This is a genomic window from Vreelandella sp. F11, from assembly GCF_042466685.1.
GTDB lineage: Bacteria > Pseudomonadota > Gammaproteobacteria > Pseudomonadales > Halomonadaceae > Vreelandella.
In genome coordinates this window covers 4022560-4042827 of the sequence record NZ_CP170448.1, presented here as the reverse complement: position 1 = coordinate 4042827, position 20268 = coordinate 4022560, and the positions used below count along the sequence as shown (strand labels likewise).

Sequence of the window (20268 nt, the reverse complement as noted above, 5' to 3'; positions counted from 1 at the left end):
ATCTCGCGAGGAACGAGCGTATGAGGCACCCGCGACGGCGGCGCAAGCCGCCTGGATGATGCCTCCGTGCCTGATCCGGCCTCGGCGTCACCTTTGGCACCGCTAGCGCGCTGCTTCGCGGGGGCGCTGGCGCTTACGCCGCGCTACAACTGCTTTCCACCTTTGCTCCTCCTTGCGATTCACCCCTTACGATTCCCCCCTTACGCCTCACCGCTTACAACTGATCCAAGCGATCAAATTTCCCGGCGATATCGCTTTCAGTCCAGTGCGGTACCCAACCTTCCACGTTGTCGAAGAAACGTAACGCAGTAAATTCCGGCGCTGGGCCCATATCGAACCAGTGGGGTGTGTTGGCGGGTACGCTGATCAGATCATTACGGGTACACAGTACCTGATACACCTTGTCATCAATGTGCAGGCAGAACAGTCCTTGTCCTTTGACGAAAAAACGTACTTCATCTTCGTGGTGGCGATGCTCGTTTAAGAACTTTTGGCGCATGGCGTCTTTGTCTGGGTGCGTGGGCACCATATGCAATACATCGACAGTTTGATAGCCGCCCATGGCTTTGACACGGTCGATGTCGTCTTGATAAAGCGCCAAAATATCTTCCTGGGTGGCGTCGTCGGCAATTTCGCCTGGCGCTGCCCAGCGCTCAAACAACACGCCCACCTTGTTTAGCTCAGTGGTAATCTGGTCGCCGTCGGTGGTGTCGATCAGGGCATCGTTCGGGTTCTGATCAGCAAATACTTTTAGTTGCGACATCGTAGGGTCTCCTAAAGCGCAATTTCATCAAAGCGAGTAACGCAAGCATGGGGGTTTCCAGGCTGGGTGCCTTCGCGCACCAGCTGCAGCGTTTGCATACCCGCCTGCTTGGCGGCGTCCAGCTCTTCAACCACATCAGACAAGAACAGCACTGCATCCGCCGGTAGGTCAAGCTCAGCAACAATGCGCTGATAGGCGGTGGCTTCGCGCTTATGGCCGATATGAGTATCAAAGTAGCCGCTAAATAGCGGAGTCAGGTCGCCCTCATCGCTATAGCCGAATAGCAGTTTTTGCGCCTGAACAGAGCCAGAAGAGTATACGTACAGTGCCTTACCTGACTCTTTCCAGTGACGCAGGGCGGGAGCCACGTCGCTATACAAATGGCCTGTAAAGTCACCGCGCTGGTAACCATCAGCCCACATCATGCCCTGCAAGGCTTTTAGCGGCGTAACCTTTTGGTCGGTCTCGATCCAGTGCAGTAGTTGGGCAATGACGGCGTCCAACGAGGCATCAGGCTCGCCCATTTCACGACGTACAGCATTGATCTGTTCGGCAACGGCTGGGGTATCTGCATTAGCGCGGAGAAAGTCAGGCAACTGACGGTGAGCGTAAGGAAACAGCACCTTATGGACGAAGTTAATGTCCGTGGTGGTGCCTTCAATATCGGTCACAATGGCGCGAACAGTTGGATTGCTCATTTAAGACTACTCATTTTTAAGACCATCGGCTCTCTTCAAGAACACAGGCGAGTAAAAACTCAATCGCTTCAAGGTGGCGGCGACAGCTGGCGATGCTATCACCTACGGCGTAAATGCCGTGGCCTGCAACCAAAAAGCCCCAGGGCATTGGCCAGCCGCTGCGTACGTGCTCGGCCAGTTCTTCCATATCCTGGGAGTTGGGCACCACCGGCACATGGATGGTAGCCTCGTGGGTCACGTTGCCCGCTAAGGCTTTTTGCATTTCAAAGCCGTTGAGCTCTATGCCCTTAGGAAATCGCCGCGACAGCACCGTGCTGGCCACGGTGTGAGTGTGCAGCACGCAGTTAATCGATGCGTCTAAGCGATAGAGTGCAGCATGCAGGTCGCTTTCCGCGCTAGGTTTTCCATCGCCGGAAAGCACCTTGCCATCCAGGTTGCAGAGCAAGAGATCATCGCCCTGAATGCGGGTTTTATCCCGCCCTGAAGCGGTGACAAGATAGCCATCCTCTGTACGGGCGGAAAAGTTGCCACCCGTGGCGGGCGTCCAGCCCTGCTGGGCCGCCCAGGAAATAGCCGCCAGCAGTTCAGTTTGTAACGTCATCATAGGATCTGCATCGCCTCTTCTAGTGGCAGCCATTCTATATGATAAGCTTCGCGGCTGATAAGCCGTGTAGCTGTTCTGATCAAGTGCTCAAGGAGTCCATCGATGCCTCATCTTCAATCACGCAGTTTGCGGATCTATGCCGACCACCTTGAGTATTTGGATCAAACCCAACTGCCCCAGGCGGAGCAGTGGGTGCGCTGTGACTCGCCAGAAGATTGGCAGGTGGCGGTTAAAAGCTTAGCGATTCGCGGCGCGCCGCTGATTGGCTTAAGCGCTGCCTTTGTACTGGCGCACTACGCTGCACGCCATCCAGAAAGTGATTGGCAGTTGGTAAGTGATCGCTTACGCGCCACACGCCCCACGGCAGTTAACTTAATGTACTGCCTGGATGCCATGGAAGCCTGCTTTGGTCAAGGTGCCGGTGCCCTGGCTGAACGTGCTGCCGCATTGTTTGCCGAAGACCGGGCGCTGTGCCAGCAAATGGCCGAGCGGGGCGCTGACTTGTTGCAAACGGGTGACCGCGTGCTCACTCACTGCAACACCGGGGCACTGGCCACCGCAGGCGTGGGCACAGCTATTGGCGCGCTGGCAGTGGCCAAGCAGCGTGGCGTTGAACTGCACGTGTACGTAGATGAAACCCGCCCGCTGCTCCAAGGCGGTCGTTTAACCGCCTGGGAAATGGCTGACCTAGGCATTCCCTACCAATTGATTGCCGACAGCATGGCGGCCAGCCTGATGGCGGCGGGAAAGGTAGATAAAGTGATGGTAGGCGCCGACCGTATATGTGCCAACGGCGACTTCGCCAATAAGGTGGGCACTTACATGCTGGCGGTGATCGCTCACTACCACCAGGTGCCGTTCTATGTGGTTGCTCCCTACACTACGGTTGATCCCGCTTGTGCCACTGGTGCCGAGATTCCTATTGAACAGCGTGACCCCGCCGAGATCCGCGGCGCTGCGGGTGCCTTTGGTGAGGTTACCTGGGCACCCGACAACGCCCCGGTATGGAACCCGGCCTTTGACGTCACTCCCGCCAAGCTCGTGACGGCTTGGGTATTGGATACCGGCGTATTTGATGCCGCCGCCATTGATCGAGGCGAGCATTTTCTAGGGCGAAGTTAACCCTTTGCGGCCATGGACGCCTGCACACAGTGCAGAATAGGGTAATCAATGCGCCCCTCCAGCGCTTCGAACACCACTTTCAGCCCTTGATCTGGGTATTGCGCAAAGGTTGCGCGGATTTGTTCTAAGGTCGCGGGATCCAGGTTGACCACCTCTTCAAGCGCCAGGTCGCCACTTTGAATCACATCACCCAAATGGCGGTAAACAGTGTTGGCTGCAAGGTTGCGCTGCTGAGCGATTTCCTCTGGCGTTAATCCCTGGCGCAGCAGTGCTGCGGACTCCAAGGCGCTACTGCCCGCGAGTGGGGTATCGTGATGGGTTTCCCCATGCGCCAGGATAACGTCCAGAAAACCCTCGCCGTAATCTTCCAGCTTACGTGCACCAATACCCGAGATCGCGCCCAGTGCCGCCAGACTCTGGGGTTTCTGTTCGACCATTTCGGCCAGGGTAGCGTCGTGGAAGATCACATAGGCAGGCACGCCCTGGGCCGCGGCCAGCTCTCGACGGTGCTGGCGCAGGGCTTCCCATAGCTCCCCATGAGGCAGCGTGGTCGAGCCCGCTTTGCTGCCCCGACGGGTGGCCTTGGTCTTGCTTGGTTTGCGCAGGGTAAGCGTGTGTTCGCCGCGCAGCACTGGCTTGGCGTTGGCAGTGAGCTGAATGCCGCCGTGGCCCTCCATATCCACACTTAAATAGCCGCTGGCAATCAGCTGGCGAAAGAGCGCTTTCCACTCGTTAGCCGAGAGTTCTTTGCCAATACCGAAGGTGCTTATGCGGTCGTGGCCAAAACGGGTGATCCGCTCGTTATGTTTACCTAGTAGTACATCCACCAGATAGGTCACGCCGAAGCGCTGCTCGGTGCGGTAGACGCACGACAGCGCCTTCTGCGCCGCCACGGTGGCCTCCCAGGTCTCGGGCGGGGTCAGGCAGTTATCGCAATTGCCGCAGGGCGAATTCAGATGATCGCCAAAGTAATGAAGCAGCGCCTGGCGGCGGCAGCTGATGATTTCGCAAAGCCCCAGCATGGCGTCGAGTTTCTGCTGCTCAATGCGCTTTTGCTGGTCGGCAGCGCTGGAGTCCTGCTGCATCTGACGCAGCGTGATCACGTCCTGAAGCCCGTAGGCCATCCAGGCATCGGCGGGCAGTCCATCGCGCCCGGCGCGGCCGGTTTCCTGGTAGTAGGCTTCAATGCTCTTGGGCAGGTTAAGGTGGGCGACAAAGCGCACGTCCGGTTTGTCGATGCCCATGCCAAAGGCGATGGTGGCCACCACGACCACACCATCCTCACGCAGAAAACGGGTCTGGTGGTGCTGGCGCTGCTCGGGGGGCAGCCCGGCGTGGTAGGGCAGCGCGGTTAGCCCCTGACGTTCCAGCCAGGCGGCGGTCTCCTCCACCTTGCGCCGGGAAAGGCAGTAGACGATACCCGCCTCGCCGTCGTGGTGCTCGCGGATAAAGCGCAGCAGCTGTTCCTTGGCGTTACCCTGATTTTCGGCGATATGGTAGCGGATGTTGGGCCGGTCAAAGCCGCTGTTGTAAAGCGCCGCCTCCTGGAGCTGCAGATGCTCCATGATATCGCCTCGGGTGGGCACATCGGCGGTGGCGGTTAGGGCAATGCGCGGCACCTGGGGAAAGCGCTGATGCAGATGGGAGAGCTGGCGATACTCGGGGCGAAAATCGTGGCCCCACTGGGAAACACAGTGGGCTTCATCAATGGCGAACAGCGCAATCTTGGTCTGCTCCAGCAACACCTGCATACGCGCCGTGGCCAGCCGTTCCGGCGCCACATATAAAAGATCCAGCTCGCCCGCTCGCAGGCGGTTTTCCACTTCGACCGCCTCATGGTAATCAAGACTGGAGTTAAGGTAGGCCGCCCTGACCCCGTTTTGCTGAAGTGCCGCCACCTGATCCTGCATCAGCGCGATCAGCGGCGATACCACAATCGCGGTGCCTTCGCGCAAGAGTGCCGGGATCTGATAGCACAGCGACTTGCCACCGCCGGTGGGCATCAGTACCAGCGCATCCCCCCCAGCCATTACATGCTCGATGATCGCCTGCTGGGGGCCGCGAAAGCTGTCGTAGCCAAATACCGCCTGCAGCACCTTGAGGGCTTCCGGGTGGGTGTCGCCGTGCATCAATGCTCTCCCGTGTCGTGTGCTTAAGAAAGAATTGTGCACGAAAAACGGGAAGGGCGTCAGCCTAGCGAATCCCGGCCCTTAAAAACGACTGCACGAACTGGCGCTGGAAGAGCAAAAAGGCAATGAGCAGTGGGGCGATACTTAACAGCGTGGCGGCGCTAACGGTGGCCCAGTTGACGCCGGTTTCGGGCGCGGAAAAAACACCCAGACCTACGGTTAACGGGCGGCTCTCTACCGAGTTGGTGACCACTAGCGGCCAGATAAAGTTATTCCAGTGGTGGCTGATCGAGACCAGGCCATAAGCTAAATAGGTAGGCTTAGCCAGCGGCACGTAAACCTTCCACAAAATTTCCAGCCAGTTGCAGCCTTCTATTCGGGCGGCGTCTTCAAGCTCACGGGGGATGGTTTTAAACGTTTGGCGCAGCAGAAAAATACCCAGGGCACTGGCGACATAAGGCAGGCCAATCCCGGTGATGGTGTTGATCAATCCCAGCTCGCTTGCAATGCGGTAGTTCTCCACAATCAGTACTTCGGGAAACACAAACAGCTGAATCAGCACCAGCATAAACAAAACGTTCTTGCCGGGAATCGGAAAGCGCGCAAAGGCAAATGCCGCCAGGGTACAGACGATAAACTGACCGATCACCACCCCGGTCACCAGCGCAAAGGTGTTCAGGTAGTAGCGGGCAAAGGGGGCCTGTGACCAGGCGTTAGTGAAGTTTTCCAGCGTCAGCGGGGCGAATAGAGAAAAATTCACCATAAACTCGCTAGGATGGAAGGCCGCCCAAAAGGCGTACAGCAGCGGGAAAATCCAAATGATCGCCAGCAGCCATGCCGCCACGGTTTCAAGCGACGGAATAGCGGTGTAACGAGAGCGGGGCGCAGTGGTCGTGGAGGTGTTCATTGATAGTGCGTCCTGCGGTCTAAAATCGTGAACTTCAGCGTGGCCACTACCGCCAGTACCACCAGAATGACCACCGTAATGGTCGCCGCCGTGGTGCGGTCAAAGAACGAGAAGGCGTTCTCGTAGACGTAATAAAGCAGCAGGTTGGTGGCGTTGTTGGGCCCACCCTTGGTCAAAATAAACAGGTGATCGACGACGCGCACCGAATTAATCAGCGCATTGATCAGCACAAAGAGCGTGGTGGGCATCAGCAGCGGAAAGGTGACCCGCCAGAAGAAACTCCAGCGACCGGTGCCTTCTAAAATGGCAGCCTCTTTTAGCTCGGGTGGCATACTTTGCAGCGCCGCCAGATAGAAAATCATAAAAAAGCCGGCTTCTTTCCATACCGACATCACGATCACCGAGCTTAACGCAATGTTTGGATCGCCCAGCCAGTTCACCCCGGAAAAGCCCAACATGCCGAGCAGTTTATTGAATAGGCCAATCTGCGGCGCGTAGAAAAACATCCAGATATTGGCCGCGGCAATCATGGGTAGAATCGTCGGCGTAAAGTAGGCCATGCGCACAAAGCCCCGCCCGCGAAGCTTGCCGTTGACGAACAGTGCCATGCCCAAGGCCAGCGCGATAGACGTAGGAATCGTACCGACGGCGTAGATTAAGTTGTTACGGGCTACTGTCCAAAACGTCGGGTCGTCGAACAACACCTGATAATTTTCAAGGCCTACGAATTCAGTGGGAGCACCGCGAAAGCCGGGTAAAAACAGGCTGTTAATGACCGTTGTCACGGTCGGTAAATAAGCAAACGTCGTCAGCAGCAGCGCAGCGGGGAGCAGTAGAAGCGCGCCGTAGAGCTGCATTTTGCGGTGGTTAGTGAATGACATAGAGGCGTACCGCACGTTGGAAAAGCCGGGGCCTGCCCCGGCGTACAGTAAAATGGCTAACAATTAGCGAGCGTAGCGGCGCAACACGCTGTCGGCTTCTTGCTGCGCCTGGCTAAGTGCTTCTTGCGGCGTCATTTGACCGGTTAGTGCGGCTTGCACGGCGTTATCCAAAGCGCGGCGAATGCGGCCACCCTGATAGGTGGAAAGCTCCGCCGTGCCGTGTTCAAGCTGGTCGCGGGCAACCGCGGCGGGTGGGAATTCTTCCACATAGCCTTGTAGCGCGTCGGTTTCGTAGGCGGCGGGGCTAACGCCCATGTAGCCGGTCTCAATCGACCAGGCAGCGGCTCGCTCGGGAGCGGTCATCCAGCGAATAAAGGTCATCGCCGCACGCTGCTCTTCTTCCGTCGTATCTTCAAAAATGTAGAAGTTGCCGCCGCCGGTAGGGCTGCCGCGCTGGGTTTTCATCGGCAGCATAGCCACGCCAAAATCAAAATTGGCTTCGTTGCGTACGGCGGTCAGGTTGCCCGTGGTGTGCCACATCATCGCCGTGGACTCTTCAAGGAAGTTCTGGCGCAGGGTGCCCCACTCGATGGTGCCGTCGGGCATGGCATCGTGCTCGGTGGCCAGTGACACCCAGTACTCCAGCGCTTCAACCGCTGCGGGGTCGTCGAAGTAGACCTCGGTGCCATCTTCACTCATTAGCCGGTGGCCGTTCTGAAAGGCAAAGGCTTGGAACATCCAGTAGGGGTAGCCAGTCGACGGCACCATAACGCCCCACTGCTCGCCATTGGAGGCTTCGCGCACGGTCGCCGCCATCTCGGCCATCTCTTCCCAGTTTTCCGGGGGTGTTTCGGGGTCTAGGCCAGCGGCTTCAAAGGCGTCCTTGTTCCAGAACAGTACGATGGTGGAGCGCTGGAAGGGGATGCCGTAGGTTTTGCCATCCAGTTGGCCATTTTCCATCAGCCCTGGGTAGAAGCCATCGAGCCATTCGCGCTCTTCATCGGTTTCGACCAGGTCGTCAAAGGCGACAATAGCGTTCTGCTCAATCAGTTCGTAAAGGTCGATTGAGAACATGACCGACAGCTGAGGCGTATCACCGGCTTCCATCGCCGACATGGCGCGCACGCGGGTGTCGTCGTAGTTACCGGCGTAGATCGCTTCTACATTGATATCGGGGTGTTCGCTTTCAAACTCCTCCACCAGATTATCAACGACATCGGTGAGTGCACCGCCCACCGAGACCGGATAGTACATGGTCAGATCGACGCTATCCGCGTTTACCTGGGCGGCGCTTAGCAAGCCCGCTGCCAGGGCGGTCATTGCAAAAGGTATCCGCGTACGCATAAGAGACTCCACAAGTGTCAGGACTGAATCAAGGTTGAAAAGCGATCAGTGTTGGAAAGAGCCCACCGCCGGTGGACGAGGAATGCTGGGGATTGGCGGAGCGAAATCACTTAGTGGCATGTCATCGCGCCGTAGGCCGTTAGCATCGAAAAGGTGTATGTTCTTGGACGTCCAATAGAGGCTGCATGGCTGACCGCTCAATAGCGGTTTGCCGCTTAGGCGAACCCTCAGGGTATGGGAGCCCACCTCAACATAGGCAATGGTATCTGCCCCCAAGTACTCTTCACTTAATACCTTGGCGGGTACGCCGGGCGACGCTGCTGGCCGTAACTCAATGTCTTCTGGGCGCACGCCCAGGTGTCCCCCGGCGGCCTCAAATGGGGCTACGGGTGTGCTTGGCTCGCCTTCAATGACAGCGCCATTCTCACCGGCCACCAATGGCAATAGATTCATCGCAGGACTACCAATAAAACTGGCGGCGAAGGCGCTGGCGGGACGGTTATAAAGTTCGTCGGGCGTACCGTCCTGCACGATTTTGCCGTGCTGCATCAGAATCACACGATCGCCCATGCTCATGGCTTCCACCTGGTCGTGGGTGACGTAAATCACCGTCATATTCAGGCGGCTTTGCAGCGCTTTGATTTCCCGGCGCATGTCGCTGCGCAGCCGGGCGTCCAGGTTGGATAGCGGTTCATCCATCAGGCAGATAGGGTGTTCGGAAATAACCGAGCGCGCCAAAGCAACCCGCTGGCGTTGGCCGCCGGAAAGCTGGGCAGGTTTGCGATCTAGGTAATCGGTTAAATCAACCAGTTCGGCCACTTTGGCTAGCCGCTCGCGCTGCTCGGCTTTGGGTACCTTGCGGCTGCGCAGGCCAAACACGATATTGTCAGCCACACTCAAATGCGGAAACAGCGCGTAGGACTGAAACACCATGCTCAGCCCACGGTCGCCGGGCGGCAGCCGCGTGACGTCGCGTTCGCCAATATGAATTTGGCCGTCGCTGGCTTCTTCCAAGCCTGCAATCATGCGAAGCGTGGTGGATTTACCGCAGCCTGAAGGGCCCAGCAGAATGACAAACTGCCCTGGGGTCACATCAAACGAGATACCATCGACAGCCGCAGAGGCGCCCCAACGTTTAGTGACGCCCTCTAAGCGTATTCGCGATTGGTTTGACATAGCACACACATCACCGGCTGTTGGTTGTTATTGGTTCAGCTTGTGTTGAAGGTGTTGCCGTTTCATGACACTTACATGGATGGTTGATGACAGCCGTTGTGTCAAGCAGAGAATCACTTGGCGACCTTAATGCCATAGCGCTGAAGCCTGCGCACCACGCTGGATTGGCTGATGCCCAGCCGCTCGGCAATGGCGTAGGTGCTGGGATGAGTGGTGCACAGCGCCTCAAGCGTTTCCCGCTTCAGCCGCGCTAGGTATTGCTTGAGGGTTTCTGTTTTTGAACTAATGTCCAGGCTTCTGAAATTACTGGCTCAGGGAACTTAGTTATCTTTTGACCATCTTCGTGAGTTTGGTAAGATTTCTGCCCCTTTTCCATGCAAATTTTTAGGCACCATCCAAAAATCATATGCTCATGTAACAAATTGATATTGTTTGATTGGCAGAAGTCATCAACTGTTCTGTAAACATGGTTAATATCAGGTAAAGAATGAGTTGAGATTATTTCACTTAACTCATCAAGGCGCCTTTCGTTCTTTTCAAATCTTTGCTTGGTTTCTCTCTCAAGCCTTTCTCGTTCATCAATTTCGTCAAGAAGAAGCATTACCGCCTTTCGAACATCAGACGACTCAGTTGAGATTGGGGGAGGGTAAGTTCCATGTTTCTGAATGGAAGGCAGTACTTCATGAAAAACCCAGCGTTGAAAATTTTTACAGGCGGGGCTGCTGTCCCGAAGAATTATCCGGAATAATCCGGGCTGCGTAATATATTGAGCGTCTTGTTGGTTTTTGCTGCCTTCAATTGAGTGGCATTCGTCGGGGTCTAGAGCGTTAATAATTGCTCTCGTCAGCCCTGCTAGTCCTTCACCTCTTCCTCCATAGGCTAGCTGGGTATTTTGATCGGCAAGAAACTTCACAACATCAGCCAGACAGAACATCACTTCATTACCATTGTGTATGGTTCTGATTTGATGGCCGCTTTCTGGATATGCCAAGATTAGGCTAGTCTCTGACATTAATATTATCCTGTGTATAAGCTTCGCTATGACCGAGAGTGGTTTGTTCTTAAGTAAACGTACCTCAATGTGTGTAGGTTGAAAAGCATACGGTTTTATCTAGGATCCACTGCGTCCTCTTCTCCGCTAATTTGAGCAAAGCGCTAATATTTGAGTTGCGAAGGCTTACCTATCTAGTTGACGTTGTAATAGTACTCAAACCATAGCGCTGAAGCCTGCGCACCACGCTGGATTGGCTGATGCCCAGTCGTTCGGCAATGGCGTAGGTGCTGGGAAGTGTGTTGCAAAGCTCTTCAAGGGTTTCACGCTCCAGCCGCGCTAGGTACTGCTTGAGGGTTTCCTGAGGTTCGAGTGCTGTTATCGGCTTTGCTGGCGAGGCGCTCGGCAAACTGGCGCGGTGCTGTTCGGCGTGAGAGAGTGCGGTGGGCTCCTCGATTTGATCGGTGGGGCTGGAAAGCCAGGCTCTTTCTAGCCAATTTTCCAGCTCGCGGACGTTACCTGGCCATTCGCTGCCCATCAAGGTCGACCAAACGCGGGTATCAAGTATTTTTTGCCGCCCATAGCGCTGGTTGAGCCGGTTTAAACACGCTTCAACCAGATCGGGGATATCCTCCCGGCGGTCACGCAGCGGCGGCAGGGTGACCGGGATCACATTGAGGCGGTAGTAAAGATCCAGACGGAAAAGTCCGGCCTCTACTTGCTTGCCCAAATCCTGGTTGGTCGCCACGACCAAGCGAAAATTGACTTTGCGTGAGCGAGTGTCACCTAGCCGGGTCAAACTACCGTCCTGAATCACCTTGAGCAGTTTGGTTTGCATTAGCAGCGGCAGCTCGCCTATTTCATCCAGAAACAGCGTACCGCCCTCGGCCTGCTCTAACAGGCCAGCTTTTCCCTGCCGCGCGGCACCGCTAAAGGCACCGGGCTGGTAGCCAAACATCTCGGACTCAAACAGATTCTCGGGTATCGCCGCACAGTTAACGTCAATAAACGGGCCATCGCAGCGCTGGCTCCAGCGATGTAGCTGTTTGGCAAAAGCGGTTTTACCCACGCCAGACTCACCCAGCATCAACACATTGGCATCTGAAGGGGCTACGCGCTTAAGCAGCAGCGCGATTTCGCGCATCACGCTGCTGCGTACCTGCAAATTGTCCAGAGCATCATCTAGCGCTTGCTCCTCCGCATCTGGGGCTGCCTGGCTGCGCTTTAAGTGTTCGCTAAAGCGTTTTTGCAGTAGGGCATATTCGTCCTGCAGTAACTGCAAGTCAGTTAAATCCCGGGAGCGGCTGATAATGCGCTCCAGCTTGCCGTCGACGAACACCGGGTAGGCTTCAGCAATCACCCGGCGGCCTGTTCCGGTTACCTGCATAAGCTGTGCGGGCCTGCGGGTGCGCATCACTTCCATGGTGATGGAGGGCTTGAGTACTCCGGCCGCTTGCAGTTGCTGCACACTGCTGGAGAGCAGCTCTTCTCTGGATACCCCGTAAACCGCTTCGGCGCCAGGGCTGATGTCCACTATCTGCCCATCGCCACTGACGATAAAGAAGTGGTCGTTTGCGGTTGCCACAATGGTCTGCAGCACGCGTTTGTCTATTTCACTCACTCGAATTCACTCATCTGATGCACCCGCGGCATTAGCCTGCTAATCGAACCATTTTTGAATTATCGATGCAGTATTGAATTGCTAGGTCGTCAATTTAATGCATTTTTGCATCAAATGGCTAGCAAAGTGCCTTTCCTGGCGGTTGTGACGACTTGGCACGCTCTGTGCAATGTCTATTGATAGGCAAGCCGCGCTCGCATTGCGATTCAATAATTTCAAATAACGTCTAGGTTCAAATAACGTCTAGGAGAGAACTATGTCGGAGTTTAATCAGCCCTTGGGTGGCAATACCATGCCGCGCTTTGCAGGCCCCGCCACCATGATGCGTCTGCCTACGCAGGAGACGGCCGAGGGTTTGGATGCGGCATTTATAGGCATTCCCATGGATATTGGCACTTCAAACCGCCCAGGTACACGGCTCGGGCCACGCCAGATCCGCGATGAGTCGCGCATGCTGCGTCCTTACAACATGGCGACGCGCGCCGCGCCCTTTGAAAGCCTGCAGGTGGCCGATATTGGCGATGTACCCATCAATACCTTCCATCTGCCGAAAAGCGTCGACATCATTACCGCCTTCTACGATGACGTGCTGAAACATAACTGTATTCCGCTGACCCTGGGCGGTGAACATACGCTCACACTGCCCATCCTTCGCGCCATGGCCAAAAAGCACGGCCCGGTGGGGCTGATCCATATCGATGCCCACGCCGATGTTAACGAGCATATGTTCGGCGAGCCAATTGCACATGGTACGCCGTTTCGTCGTGCTCAGGAGGAGGGCTTATTAGCCCATGGCAAAGTCGTGCAAATTGGCTTGCGCGGAACCGGCTATGCGGCAGAAGACTTTGACTGGTGTCGTGATCAGGGCTTCCGTGTTGTGCCTGCTGAAGAGTGCTGGTACCGCTCGCTGGCACCGCTGATGGAGCAAGTTCGCGAACAGATGGGCGATATCCCGGTGTACATCAGTTTCGATATCGACGGCCTGGATCCTTCTGTTGCCCCTGGTACCGGTACGGTGGAGATGGGTGGATTGACCTCTAGTCAAGGGCTGGAAATTGTACGCGGCGCTGCAGGCTTAAATATTGTCGGCTGTGATCTGGTCGAAGTATCTCCGCCTTATGACCCCAGTGGTAACACTGCACTAATGGGTGCCACGCTGCTGTATGAAATGCTCTGCGTACTGCCAGGTGTTAAACACAGCGAGTGATGCTGACCAAAAGAGCTATCAAAGAAATAGCGACTAAATAAAACAGTACTGACCTAACCACGCCGCCAGTCCACCTCCAATAATCACTTCCAATGGGTGAACCCTATGTCGTATAGCAACGTTAAGTCGGAACAGCCGATCCCGTCGGCACCGATACCTCCCGCGCATTTACTAAAATTTCTCTTCCCTTCCATCATTGGTGTATTGCTGTTCTTGGTGCCCTTCCAGGTCGGGGACTCTATCAATATCGGCATGGGGATGATGGCCGATGGCTTGCAAACACTGCTGGGATCCGCGTTACCCGCGATTGCAGTGGTGATTCTTTGCCTCTCGGTGGTGGTGACGCTATACGTCAAGTTAGCGAAACCCTCCTGGGCACAAAGCGGCCCCTTTCAAGATATGTTCGATGTAGGCGCGATTTGGGTAGCCATGCGTGTGTTAGGCGCCATTTTCGTCATCATGACCTTTTTTCAGTTTGGCCCTGAGTTCGTCACCGCCTCGTTTACCGGTGAGGTGATGCTCAATGACTTGGCGCCAGTGCTGCTGACGTTCTTCTTTTTTGCAGCGCTACTGCTACCGTTTTTGGTTGAATTCGGCTTTATGGAGTTTATCGGCACCATGGTGCGCAAGCCGTTTCGGTTTATCTTTAATCTGCCGGGACGCAGCGCCATTGATGCCACCGCCTCATGGATGGGCTCGGGCACCGTTGGTGTGCTGATCACCGCCCAGCAGTACGAGCAGGGCTACTACAACGGCCGCGAAGCCTCGGTGATCGCGACCAACTTTTCAGTCGCCTCTATCGCTTTCAGCCTGTTAGTGACTAACTTTGTCGAGATTAACCACCTATTTGTGCAGTTCTACTTCACGGTGGTGGTATCGGGTTTGATCGCTGCGGTAATTGTGTCGCGGATTCCGCCGCTGTCACGTAAATCCAACGACTACTATGAGCCGGTCGGGTGTCAGTTGAGCGAAGAGCGTAGCGAAAATGTAGGCCTGTTCCGCTATAGCCTGTTGCAAGCGACACGCCGTGCAGGGAGTGCGCCAGGGCCGCGGAAGTTAGCCCGTCTAGCGCTACTCAACGTGATTGATATTTTCCTGACACTACTGCCGCTGGTGTTTGCGATTGGTACCGTGGCGCTGATTTTAGCCGAGTTTACCCCGCTATTTACCTGGCTTTCCTACCCCATGGTGCCGGTGCTGGAACTACTGCGTATCCCTGAGGCACAAGCGGCCGCACCAGCGACGCTGGTGGGCTTTGCCGATATGTTTTTACCGGCGGTGCTGGCGACCAACATTGAAAGCGAGCTGACCCGCTTTGTGATTGCCTGCCTCTCCATGACGCAGCTGGTGTATATGTCAGAAATCGGTGCGCTGCTACTCAAGTCGAAGATTCCTATCAAGTTCTGGGAGCTGGCGGTAGTGTTCTTACTGCGCACCGCGATTACGCTGCCGATCATCGCCTTTATGGCCCATACGTTTTTCTTCTAAGGGGGCTGTGATGACCTGCGCTGAATTACTGATTAAATTGCTACGTGATACCTATGGCGTACGCGCGCTGTTCGGTATTCCCGGCGTGCACACGGTAGAGCTTTATCGCGGGCTGGAAGGCAGCGAAGTGCAGCACGTCACTCCACGCCATGAGCAGGGCGCGGGGTTTATGGCCGACGGCTATGCCCGCGCCAGCGGCCAGCCGGGTGTTTGCCTGATTATCACCGGCCCGGGGATGACCAATATCGCCACCGCCATGGGCCAAGCCCTGGCGGACTCGATCCCCATGCTGGTGATCTCCAGCGTAAACCGCCGCGATACGCTGGGTTTGGGCCAAGGACGACTGCACGAAATGCCCAGCCAGCAGCAGATGATCAGCGGTGTGGCGCGCTTTAGCCACACGCTGCTGGACGCCAACACCTTGCCCGAGTTGCTGGCCCGCGCTTTTGCTATCTTCAACGGGTCACGGCCAGGCCCGGTGCATATCGAAATCCCCATCGACCTGTTTAATGCGCAGGTCAAGGTGCCGATTAGCTGGCATGCGCCAACGCTTTACCGGGCAGCGCCTGATCCAGAAGGGCTTGCTGAGGCAGCACGTTTGTTACGTGCTGCGCAGCAGCCTTTAGTGCTATTAGGTGGCGGCTGTGTTTCAGCGCCAGAGGCCGCAAAGGCATTGGTAGAAAAACTTGATGCTCCCACGGTCACCACCATAAACGCCAAAGGGCTGCTAGGTCGCGACCACCCGCTGGATTTGGGTGCTAACGCGGCGCTACCCGCCGTTCGCGAGTTGGCAGCCAACGCCGATGTGATTTTGGCAGTAGGTACCGAGCTGGGCGAGACAGACTACGACGTCGTGTTTGACGGTGGTTTTCATCTTAATGGCACGCTGATCCGGATTGATCTTGACCCTGAACAGTTAATGCGCAATCAGCGTACGACGTTGGGGCTGGTGGGCGATGCCGGGCGAAGCCTTGCACTTCTGTTAGCTCACTTCCCAGACACAATGCAACGTAACGGCGTTGAGCGAACGGCTAACGCCTTGAACGCGCTAAATCTGCAAAACGATCCTGCTTTTAGTGACTTTGTGCCGCTCTACAACACCCTGGCTGAATACCTGCCCGAGGCGATTTTGGTGGGTGATTCTACCGCGCCGGTGTATGCCGGGAATCATCTGGTCAGCCAACCCGCGCCACGGCGGTACTTCAATGCCTCAACGGGCTACGGCACCTTGGGTTATGGGCTGCCCGCGGCGCTGGGTGCTCAGTTGAGTCGCCCTGATCTTCCGGTGGTGGCCTTGGTAGGCGATGGCGGCGTGATGTTTACCCTCTCCGAGCTTGCAACGGCTGTCGAAGAGCGTCTGCCAATCGTCATCGTGCTTTGGCACAACGCCGGTTACGAAGAGATTCGCCGCTATATGGATGCTAACGGCGTGGCGCGTTTAGGCGTGGATATTCAAGCGCCTAATTTCCTCACCCTGGCCGAAGGCTTTGGCTGCCCCGGCATGCTGGTAGAAAGTCCCGCCGAGTTGGCTAAAGCGCTCGCCAACCGCGAAATTAACGGGCCGTTACTGATCGAAATTGACGCCGCTGCGTGGCAGCGGGCGTGCGCATTTTCTGACTAGGATATTTCCATGCAGTCACTCAGCGAGCAGTTAATTAACAAGCAGTTTATCAACAACCAGTGGGTCGCCTCATCGGGGATCCGCCTACTTGATGTGATGAATCCCTATAGCGAAGAGCGTATTGCTCAGGTCACTGCGGGCGACGCTGCAGATGTCGATGCCGCGGTAAAAGCCGCCCAGCAGGCGCAGCCCGCTTGGCAAGCACTGGGCGGAACCGCACGGGCTAAATATCTCGATGGGTTTGCCGATGCACTGGACGCTCGCCGGGATTCGATTATCACGCTTTCGGCGACCAATAACGGTAAGCCACTGGCAGAGGCGGAGATCGATCTAGACGATGCGATTGCCTGCTATCGCTACTACGCCGGCCAGGCCAGGGCGCTGGATGCCCGGCAGGGCGAGCTGGTCAGCGTGGAGATGGAGGGCGTTGAGGCACGTACCTATCACGACCCTGTCGGCGTGGTAGGGTTGATTGCGCCTTGGAATTTCCCGCTGGTGACCAGTGCCTGGAAACTGGCGCCCGCCTTGGCGGCAGGCTGTACTGCCGTGCTCAAACCGTCGGAAGTGACGCCGCTCCCCGAGCTGGTGCTGGCCGAGATAGCCCTAGAGATTAACCTGCCCCCTGGCGTGCTGAATCTGCTTAATGGTGATGGAGAAGGTATCGGTGCGCCGCTGACCAATCATCCCGGCGTAGATAAAATCTCCTTCACGGGCAGTAATCGCGTTGGCGAAACGGTCATGCAAGCGGCTGCCGCCCGAACGGCCAGCGTGTCATTGGAACTCGGCGGTAAATCCCCGATTTTGGTGATGGAAGACGCCGACCCCGCCCAGGCCGCCGACTGGGTAATGGCCGGTATCTACTTCAACGCTGGGCAAATCTGCTCAGCGACTTCACGGTTGCTAGTGCACGAAAGTGTAGCGGAAGCGCTCTATGCGGCACTTGCCGAACGTATGGATGCGCTGGCGCTGGGCGACCCGCTTGCAGAAGGCACTGACTTAGGGCCACTGACCAGCGCTAAACAGCGCGACGCGGTACAGCGCTATTTGGATATTGCCCAACAGGAAGGACTAACAGCAGTGCGCGACAAGCGACACCGCACGCTGCCAGAGAAGGGCTACTTTCTAGCGCCCACGCTTTACCGTGATGTGCCAGTAGAGAGCCGCTTATGGCAGGAAGAGATTTTTGGCCCAGTGCTGTGTGGGCGCAGCGTGGCAAGCGAAGCGGAAGCTATTAAACTCGCCAACGATAGCGCCTATGGTCTGGCGGCAACGGTAATCAGCGGCGATCCAGAGCGAGCCAAGCGCATTGGGCGCCAACTGAAGGCGGGCAGCATCTGGTACAACAGCGAGCAGTTAGTGCTACCAGAAACCGGCTGGGGAGGCTTCAAGCGTAGCGGTATTGGGCGTGAATTGGGCCCGTGGGGGCTAAGTGCTTATCTGGAAGTAAAGCATGTGATTGGGCCTGCCTAACGATTAGACGTGAGCTTTAGGCATGAACTTGTGGCATCGCATAACGCCGGGTCGATTTCCCGGCTTTTACCACCTGCCCCGGCACGTCCGATGAGGTCGGGAAAGTTAGAAGATTCATAAATCCTCATTGAAGTCATGGCGTAACATCTCAATAACAAATATTAATCATACTCGCCCCGACAAAAATGCCAGTGCTCCTGCTCCAAAGGCTCACAAAAGAAATATCCACTACTAACCCTTTCTTTAATGGCTTCAGAGATAGAGGGAACGAACTCCTCAGACCAGCCCATCGGATTAAGTTGCATATGTTCTGTTAATCTATTTTGACGATATTCTGGGCTTACTATCTCTTGTAGGTGGCCGTCGGGGTTGTACTGAATGTAGCGGTAAGGCCCAGGTACAAACTCATCTTGTAGGTCAAAATAAAAATAGGCAGTGAAATAGCATTTATCGTCGCATTTGTATAAAAATAATACATGCTCTATACCCTTATTCACGCGAGCTATATCGGCGGTAAGTCGATCGATGAAGGGTTCGCTTCGCAGTGACTCTGGCCACACTGCTCCGTTGCTTATCTCTATGCCACTTAAGTTGTTTTGTAGCATAAAGGTTTGGGCCTGATCGGTAATTTCGGTAAAGGCTTGGGTTTGTTTCAGGCTAGGCCGATAGTTTTCTATCACCCAAAAATAACTCCACCATGCGAGTAAACTGACAATAATCACAAGCGGTATGATGACGGCTTTACGTCGATAGATTGGCATTATCGGCCTGCTCTTGGGCTATTTTGTAATTCAACTACGCATCTTTCATCGTTTCTGTTGGCAGGTCGCCTACAACGGTTCCTAACCCCTTGGCATGTATGGGGTATTTTAGATTCTTCTACAATAGGGTAATCGACCTGAGCAATCTCATTCATCAACAGAGGGCCCGTTAACTCTTGCGGGGCAAAACGCTCGAACAATGAGATGCCTAGGCGAACAGAAAGATGATCTGTGACATCATCAAAGCGCCGTTGGCCCTCACCATTGAGATCGCTGCGATCAATTGGCGATCTGCTAGGTTTTATAAAATCGTCGATACGCTGCGCTAAGCCAGCGCCATCTAATAAAGCGTCTTCGGAAAAGCCGATGTAACGGCCAACGTAACCATAGTGAATATTGGACCAAATATCGTAATAATACTCGTAACCTTTGTATTTATGGTGGTGTCGTCTAGTCGTTATCCCTAAGGTTGCAAACTTTCTTCCCCGCTCAGGATCCACCGTTGGGTCAAAATATTGTTTGTGATCCCATACTCCGTTCGGTCTTACTAACTGAGCCCAGCTAATGAGTGCAGCCCGGCGGGCATGCCGTTCGGTTTGCATAAAATTCGGCCTTGCCATGTTTCGGGCAAGACGCTGAACACTGTTTAGAGTCTCGGCTTCCCGTTGCCAGCGAGCCATTGCCTCTTGAGCGCTGTAGGCATTCTGCCGTTTTATGCGCTGGCCGTCTTCGGATTCTACGTTGGTCTGAATTTCCTCAACTATCCACTCAGCGATCTCAGGTGCTTGGTCTTTATGTAAGCAAGGCACAGTGACGATAAAAGGATCATCCAGCGTTGCTGGGGTGGTGACTGTCTGCGCTATACGTTGCCACTCGGCCATTTCATTTATTCCTAATCAGAATATCGACCATCTTGGCGGCAAGGTCTGAATCCATCAGTTCGGCTTCACCCTCGGCGTTGGTCTGCCCCTCTTTGGTATCGCCACCTTCTAACACAAGCTGATAAGGTTCATGAGCAAGAGGAGCGCCGTATTCGTCGCGAAACACTACGCGACGGTTGTAGCGCGGCGGTTGAATAGCAGGAGGTGATGAAGCGTTTGTGCCTCCCCTTGGTTGGCCGGTGATAGCTGTGGAGGCCGCAATAACGACCCCGCCGCAGGAGGTTTTACTACCGTGAATAGCCGCAGCGGCGCCTTCAATGGGGTACCAATCAAGGCCGGTGACGATAGTGGCACCGCAGGAGCTGCGGTCACCAACACGTGCGACGGGCAGACCGTCAACAAAGGTGGCCGAAGCCGCACTAACAATGCGGTGAGGGCCTCCGTTACAGGGGCAGGCAACCTGATCGCTCAGTTTGGCTTGTTCCATGGCGGTATAATCGTCCTAATTAAACCGATAGAAAGAAGCTGGCTTAACTGCTTGCCAGTTAATTGAACTGATTGTCATTCAAGATATCAGGATGGCCTTGTGCAGTAAATAATGATG

General features: G+C 55.5%; 18 protein-coding genes and 1 pseudogene. 5 read left to right on the top strand and 14 right to left on the bottom strand.

From position 1 onward, the window contains the following. Positions 1 to 214 precede the first annotated feature (214 nt). From ACFIOZ_RS18515 to mtnB, 3 genes are read right to left on the bottom strand one after another with little or no spacing between them, the layout of a single operon-like run. Entirely contained in the window at positions 215 to 763 is a 549-nt protein-coding gene (locus tag ACFIOZ_RS18515) for a 1,2-dihydroxy-3-keto-5-methylthiopentene dioxygenase (protein ID WP_386080304.1), read from the bottom strand. An 11-nt stretch (positions 764 to 774) separates the two neighbouring features. Continuing rightward, the gene (mtnC, locus tag ACFIOZ_RS18510) at positions 775 to 1461 is read right to left on the bottom strand and encodes an acireductone synthase (RefSeq protein WP_386080302.1); all 687 of its coding nucleotides are present in this window, start codon (positions 1459 to 1461) and stop codon (positions 775 to 777) included. A 16-nt stretch (positions 1462 to 1477) separates the two neighbouring features. Next, positions 1478 to 2065 (bottom strand): methylthioribulose 1-phosphate dehydratase, encoded by a 588-nt coding sequence (mtnB, locus tag ACFIOZ_RS18505; RefSeq protein WP_386080300.1) that lies wholly within the window; start codon positions 2063 to 2065, stop codon positions 1478 to 1480. A 102-nt stretch (positions 2066 to 2167) separates the two neighbouring features. Between mtnB and mtnA the strand changes: the two genes are divergently transcribed. Then, a complete protein-coding gene (mtnA, locus tag ACFIOZ_RS18500) occupies positions 2168 to 3187 on the top strand; it encodes an S-methyl-5-thioribose-1-phosphate isomerase (protein ID WP_386080298.1) in 1020 nt (339 codons plus the stop codon). Here the strand turns inward: mtnA and recQ are convergent. The 8 genes and pseudogenes from recQ to ACFIOZ_RS18460 form a co-directional block, all read right to left on the bottom strand. After that, positions 3184 to 5316 carry a DNA helicase RecQ gene (gene recQ, locus ACFIOZ_RS18495; RefSeq protein WP_386080296.1) on the bottom strand — a complete coding sequence of 711 codons (2133 nt, stop codon included), beginning with the start codon at positions 5314 to 5316 and terminating at the stop codon, positions 3184 to 3186. The genes mtnA and recQ overlap by 4 nt on opposite strands. A 64-nt stretch (positions 5317 to 5380) precedes the next feature. After that, positions 5381 to 6223: a carbohydrate ABC transporter permease gene (locus ACFIOZ_RS18490; protein WP_386080294.1), complete on the bottom strand. Its 843-nt coding sequence runs from the start codon at positions 6221 to 6223 to the stop codon at positions 5381 to 5383. After that, positions 6220 to 7104, bottom strand: coding sequence for a carbohydrate ABC transporter permease (locus ACFIOZ_RS18485; protein WP_386080293.1), 885 nt, complete (start codon positions 7102 to 7104; stop codon positions 6220 to 6222). Before ACFIOZ_RS18485 ends, ACFIOZ_RS18490 begins: the two co-directional genes overlap by 4 nt. Positions 7105 to 7167: 63 nt before the next feature. After that, positions 7168 to 8448, bottom strand: a complete 1281-nt coding sequence (locus tag ACFIOZ_RS18480) for an ABC transporter substrate-binding protein (protein WP_386080291.1) — start codon at positions 8446 to 8448, stop codon at positions 7168 to 7170. Positions 8449 to 8493: 45 nt separating this feature from the next. Beyond that, positions 8494 to 9624 (bottom strand): ABC transporter ATP-binding protein, encoded by a 1131-nt coding sequence (locus ACFIOZ_RS18475; protein WP_386080289.1) that lies wholly within the window; start codon positions 9622 to 9624, stop codon positions 8494 to 8496. 113 nt (positions 9625 to 9737) lie between these two features. After that, positions 9738 to 9896 (bottom strand): annotated as a pseudogene (locus tag ACFIOZ_RS18470) (TyrR/PhhR family helix-turn-helix DNA-binding protein); the annotation flags it as partial. Beyond that, the gene (locus ACFIOZ_RS18465; RefSeq protein ID WP_386080287.1) at positions 9875 to 10636 is read right to left on the bottom strand and encodes a Bro-N domain-containing protein; all 762 of its coding nucleotides are present in this window, start codon (positions 10634 to 10636) and stop codon (positions 9875 to 9877) included. The gene ACFIOZ_RS18465 and the pseudogene ACFIOZ_RS18470, both read right to left, overlap by 22 nt. A 169-nt stretch (positions 10637 to 10805) precedes the next feature. Next, complete coding sequence (locus tag ACFIOZ_RS18460; RefSeq protein WP_386080285.1) at positions 10806 to 12236, bottom strand: sigma-54 interaction domain-containing protein; 1431 nt, start codon at positions 12234 to 12236, stop codon at positions 10806 to 10808. Positions 12237 to 12492: 256 nt separating this feature from the next. Here ACFIOZ_RS18460 and speB point away from each other — a divergent pair, with 256 nt between their 5' ends. The 4 genes from speB to ACFIOZ_RS18440 all read left to right on the top strand — a co-directional run bounded on the left by speB (position 12493) and on the right by ACFIOZ_RS18440 (position 18022). Further along, on the top strand, positions 12493 to 13443 hold the full coding sequence (gene speB / locus ACFIOZ_RS18455; RefSeq protein ID WP_386080283.1) for an agmatinase: 951 nt from the start codon (positions 12493 to 12495) through the stop codon (positions 13441 to 13443). A 105-nt stretch (positions 13444 to 13548) separates the two neighbouring features. Then, entirely contained in the window at positions 13549 to 14931 is a 1383-nt protein-coding gene (locus ACFIOZ_RS18450) for a YjiH family protein (RefSeq protein WP_386080281.1), read from the top strand. Between the two features lie 10 nt (positions 14932 to 14941). Further along, positions 14942 to 16552, top strand: coding sequence for a 5-guanidino-2-oxopentanoate decarboxylase (locus ACFIOZ_RS18445; RefSeq protein ID WP_386080279.1), 1611 nt, complete (start codon positions 14942 to 14944; stop codon positions 16550 to 16552). Positions 16553 to 16561: 9 nt separating this feature from the next. Then, complete coding sequence (locus ACFIOZ_RS18440; protein WP_386080277.1) at positions 16562 to 18022, top strand: aldehyde dehydrogenase family protein; 1461 nt, start codon at positions 16562 to 16564, stop codon at positions 18020 to 18022. A 161-nt stretch (positions 18023 to 18183) separates the two neighbouring features. Here the strand turns inward: ACFIOZ_RS18440 and ACFIOZ_RS18435 are convergent, their stop codons facing one another. The 3 genes from ACFIOZ_RS18435 to ACFIOZ_RS18425 are packed head-to-tail and all read right to left on the bottom strand — an operon-like array spanning position 18184 to position 20151. Continuing rightward, a complete protein-coding gene (locus ACFIOZ_RS18435) occupies positions 18184 to 18783 on the bottom strand; it encodes a hypothetical protein (RefSeq protein WP_386080275.1) in 600 nt (199 codons plus the stop codon). Next, complete coding sequence (locus ACFIOZ_RS18430; RefSeq protein WP_386080273.1) at positions 18783 to 19664, bottom strand: polymorphic toxin type 44 domain-containing protein; 882 nt, start codon at positions 19662 to 19664, stop codon at positions 18783 to 18785. The genes ACFIOZ_RS18435 and ACFIOZ_RS18430 overlap by 1 nt, the downstream gene beginning before the upstream one ends. Before the next feature lies 1 nt (position 19665). Further along, the gene (locus tag ACFIOZ_RS18425; protein WP_386080272.1) at positions 19666 to 20151 is read right to left on the bottom strand and encodes a PAAR domain-containing protein; all 486 of its coding nucleotides are present in this window, start codon (positions 20149 to 20151) and stop codon (positions 19666 to 19668) included. Between the last annotated feature and the right edge of the window lie 117 nt (positions 20152 to 20268).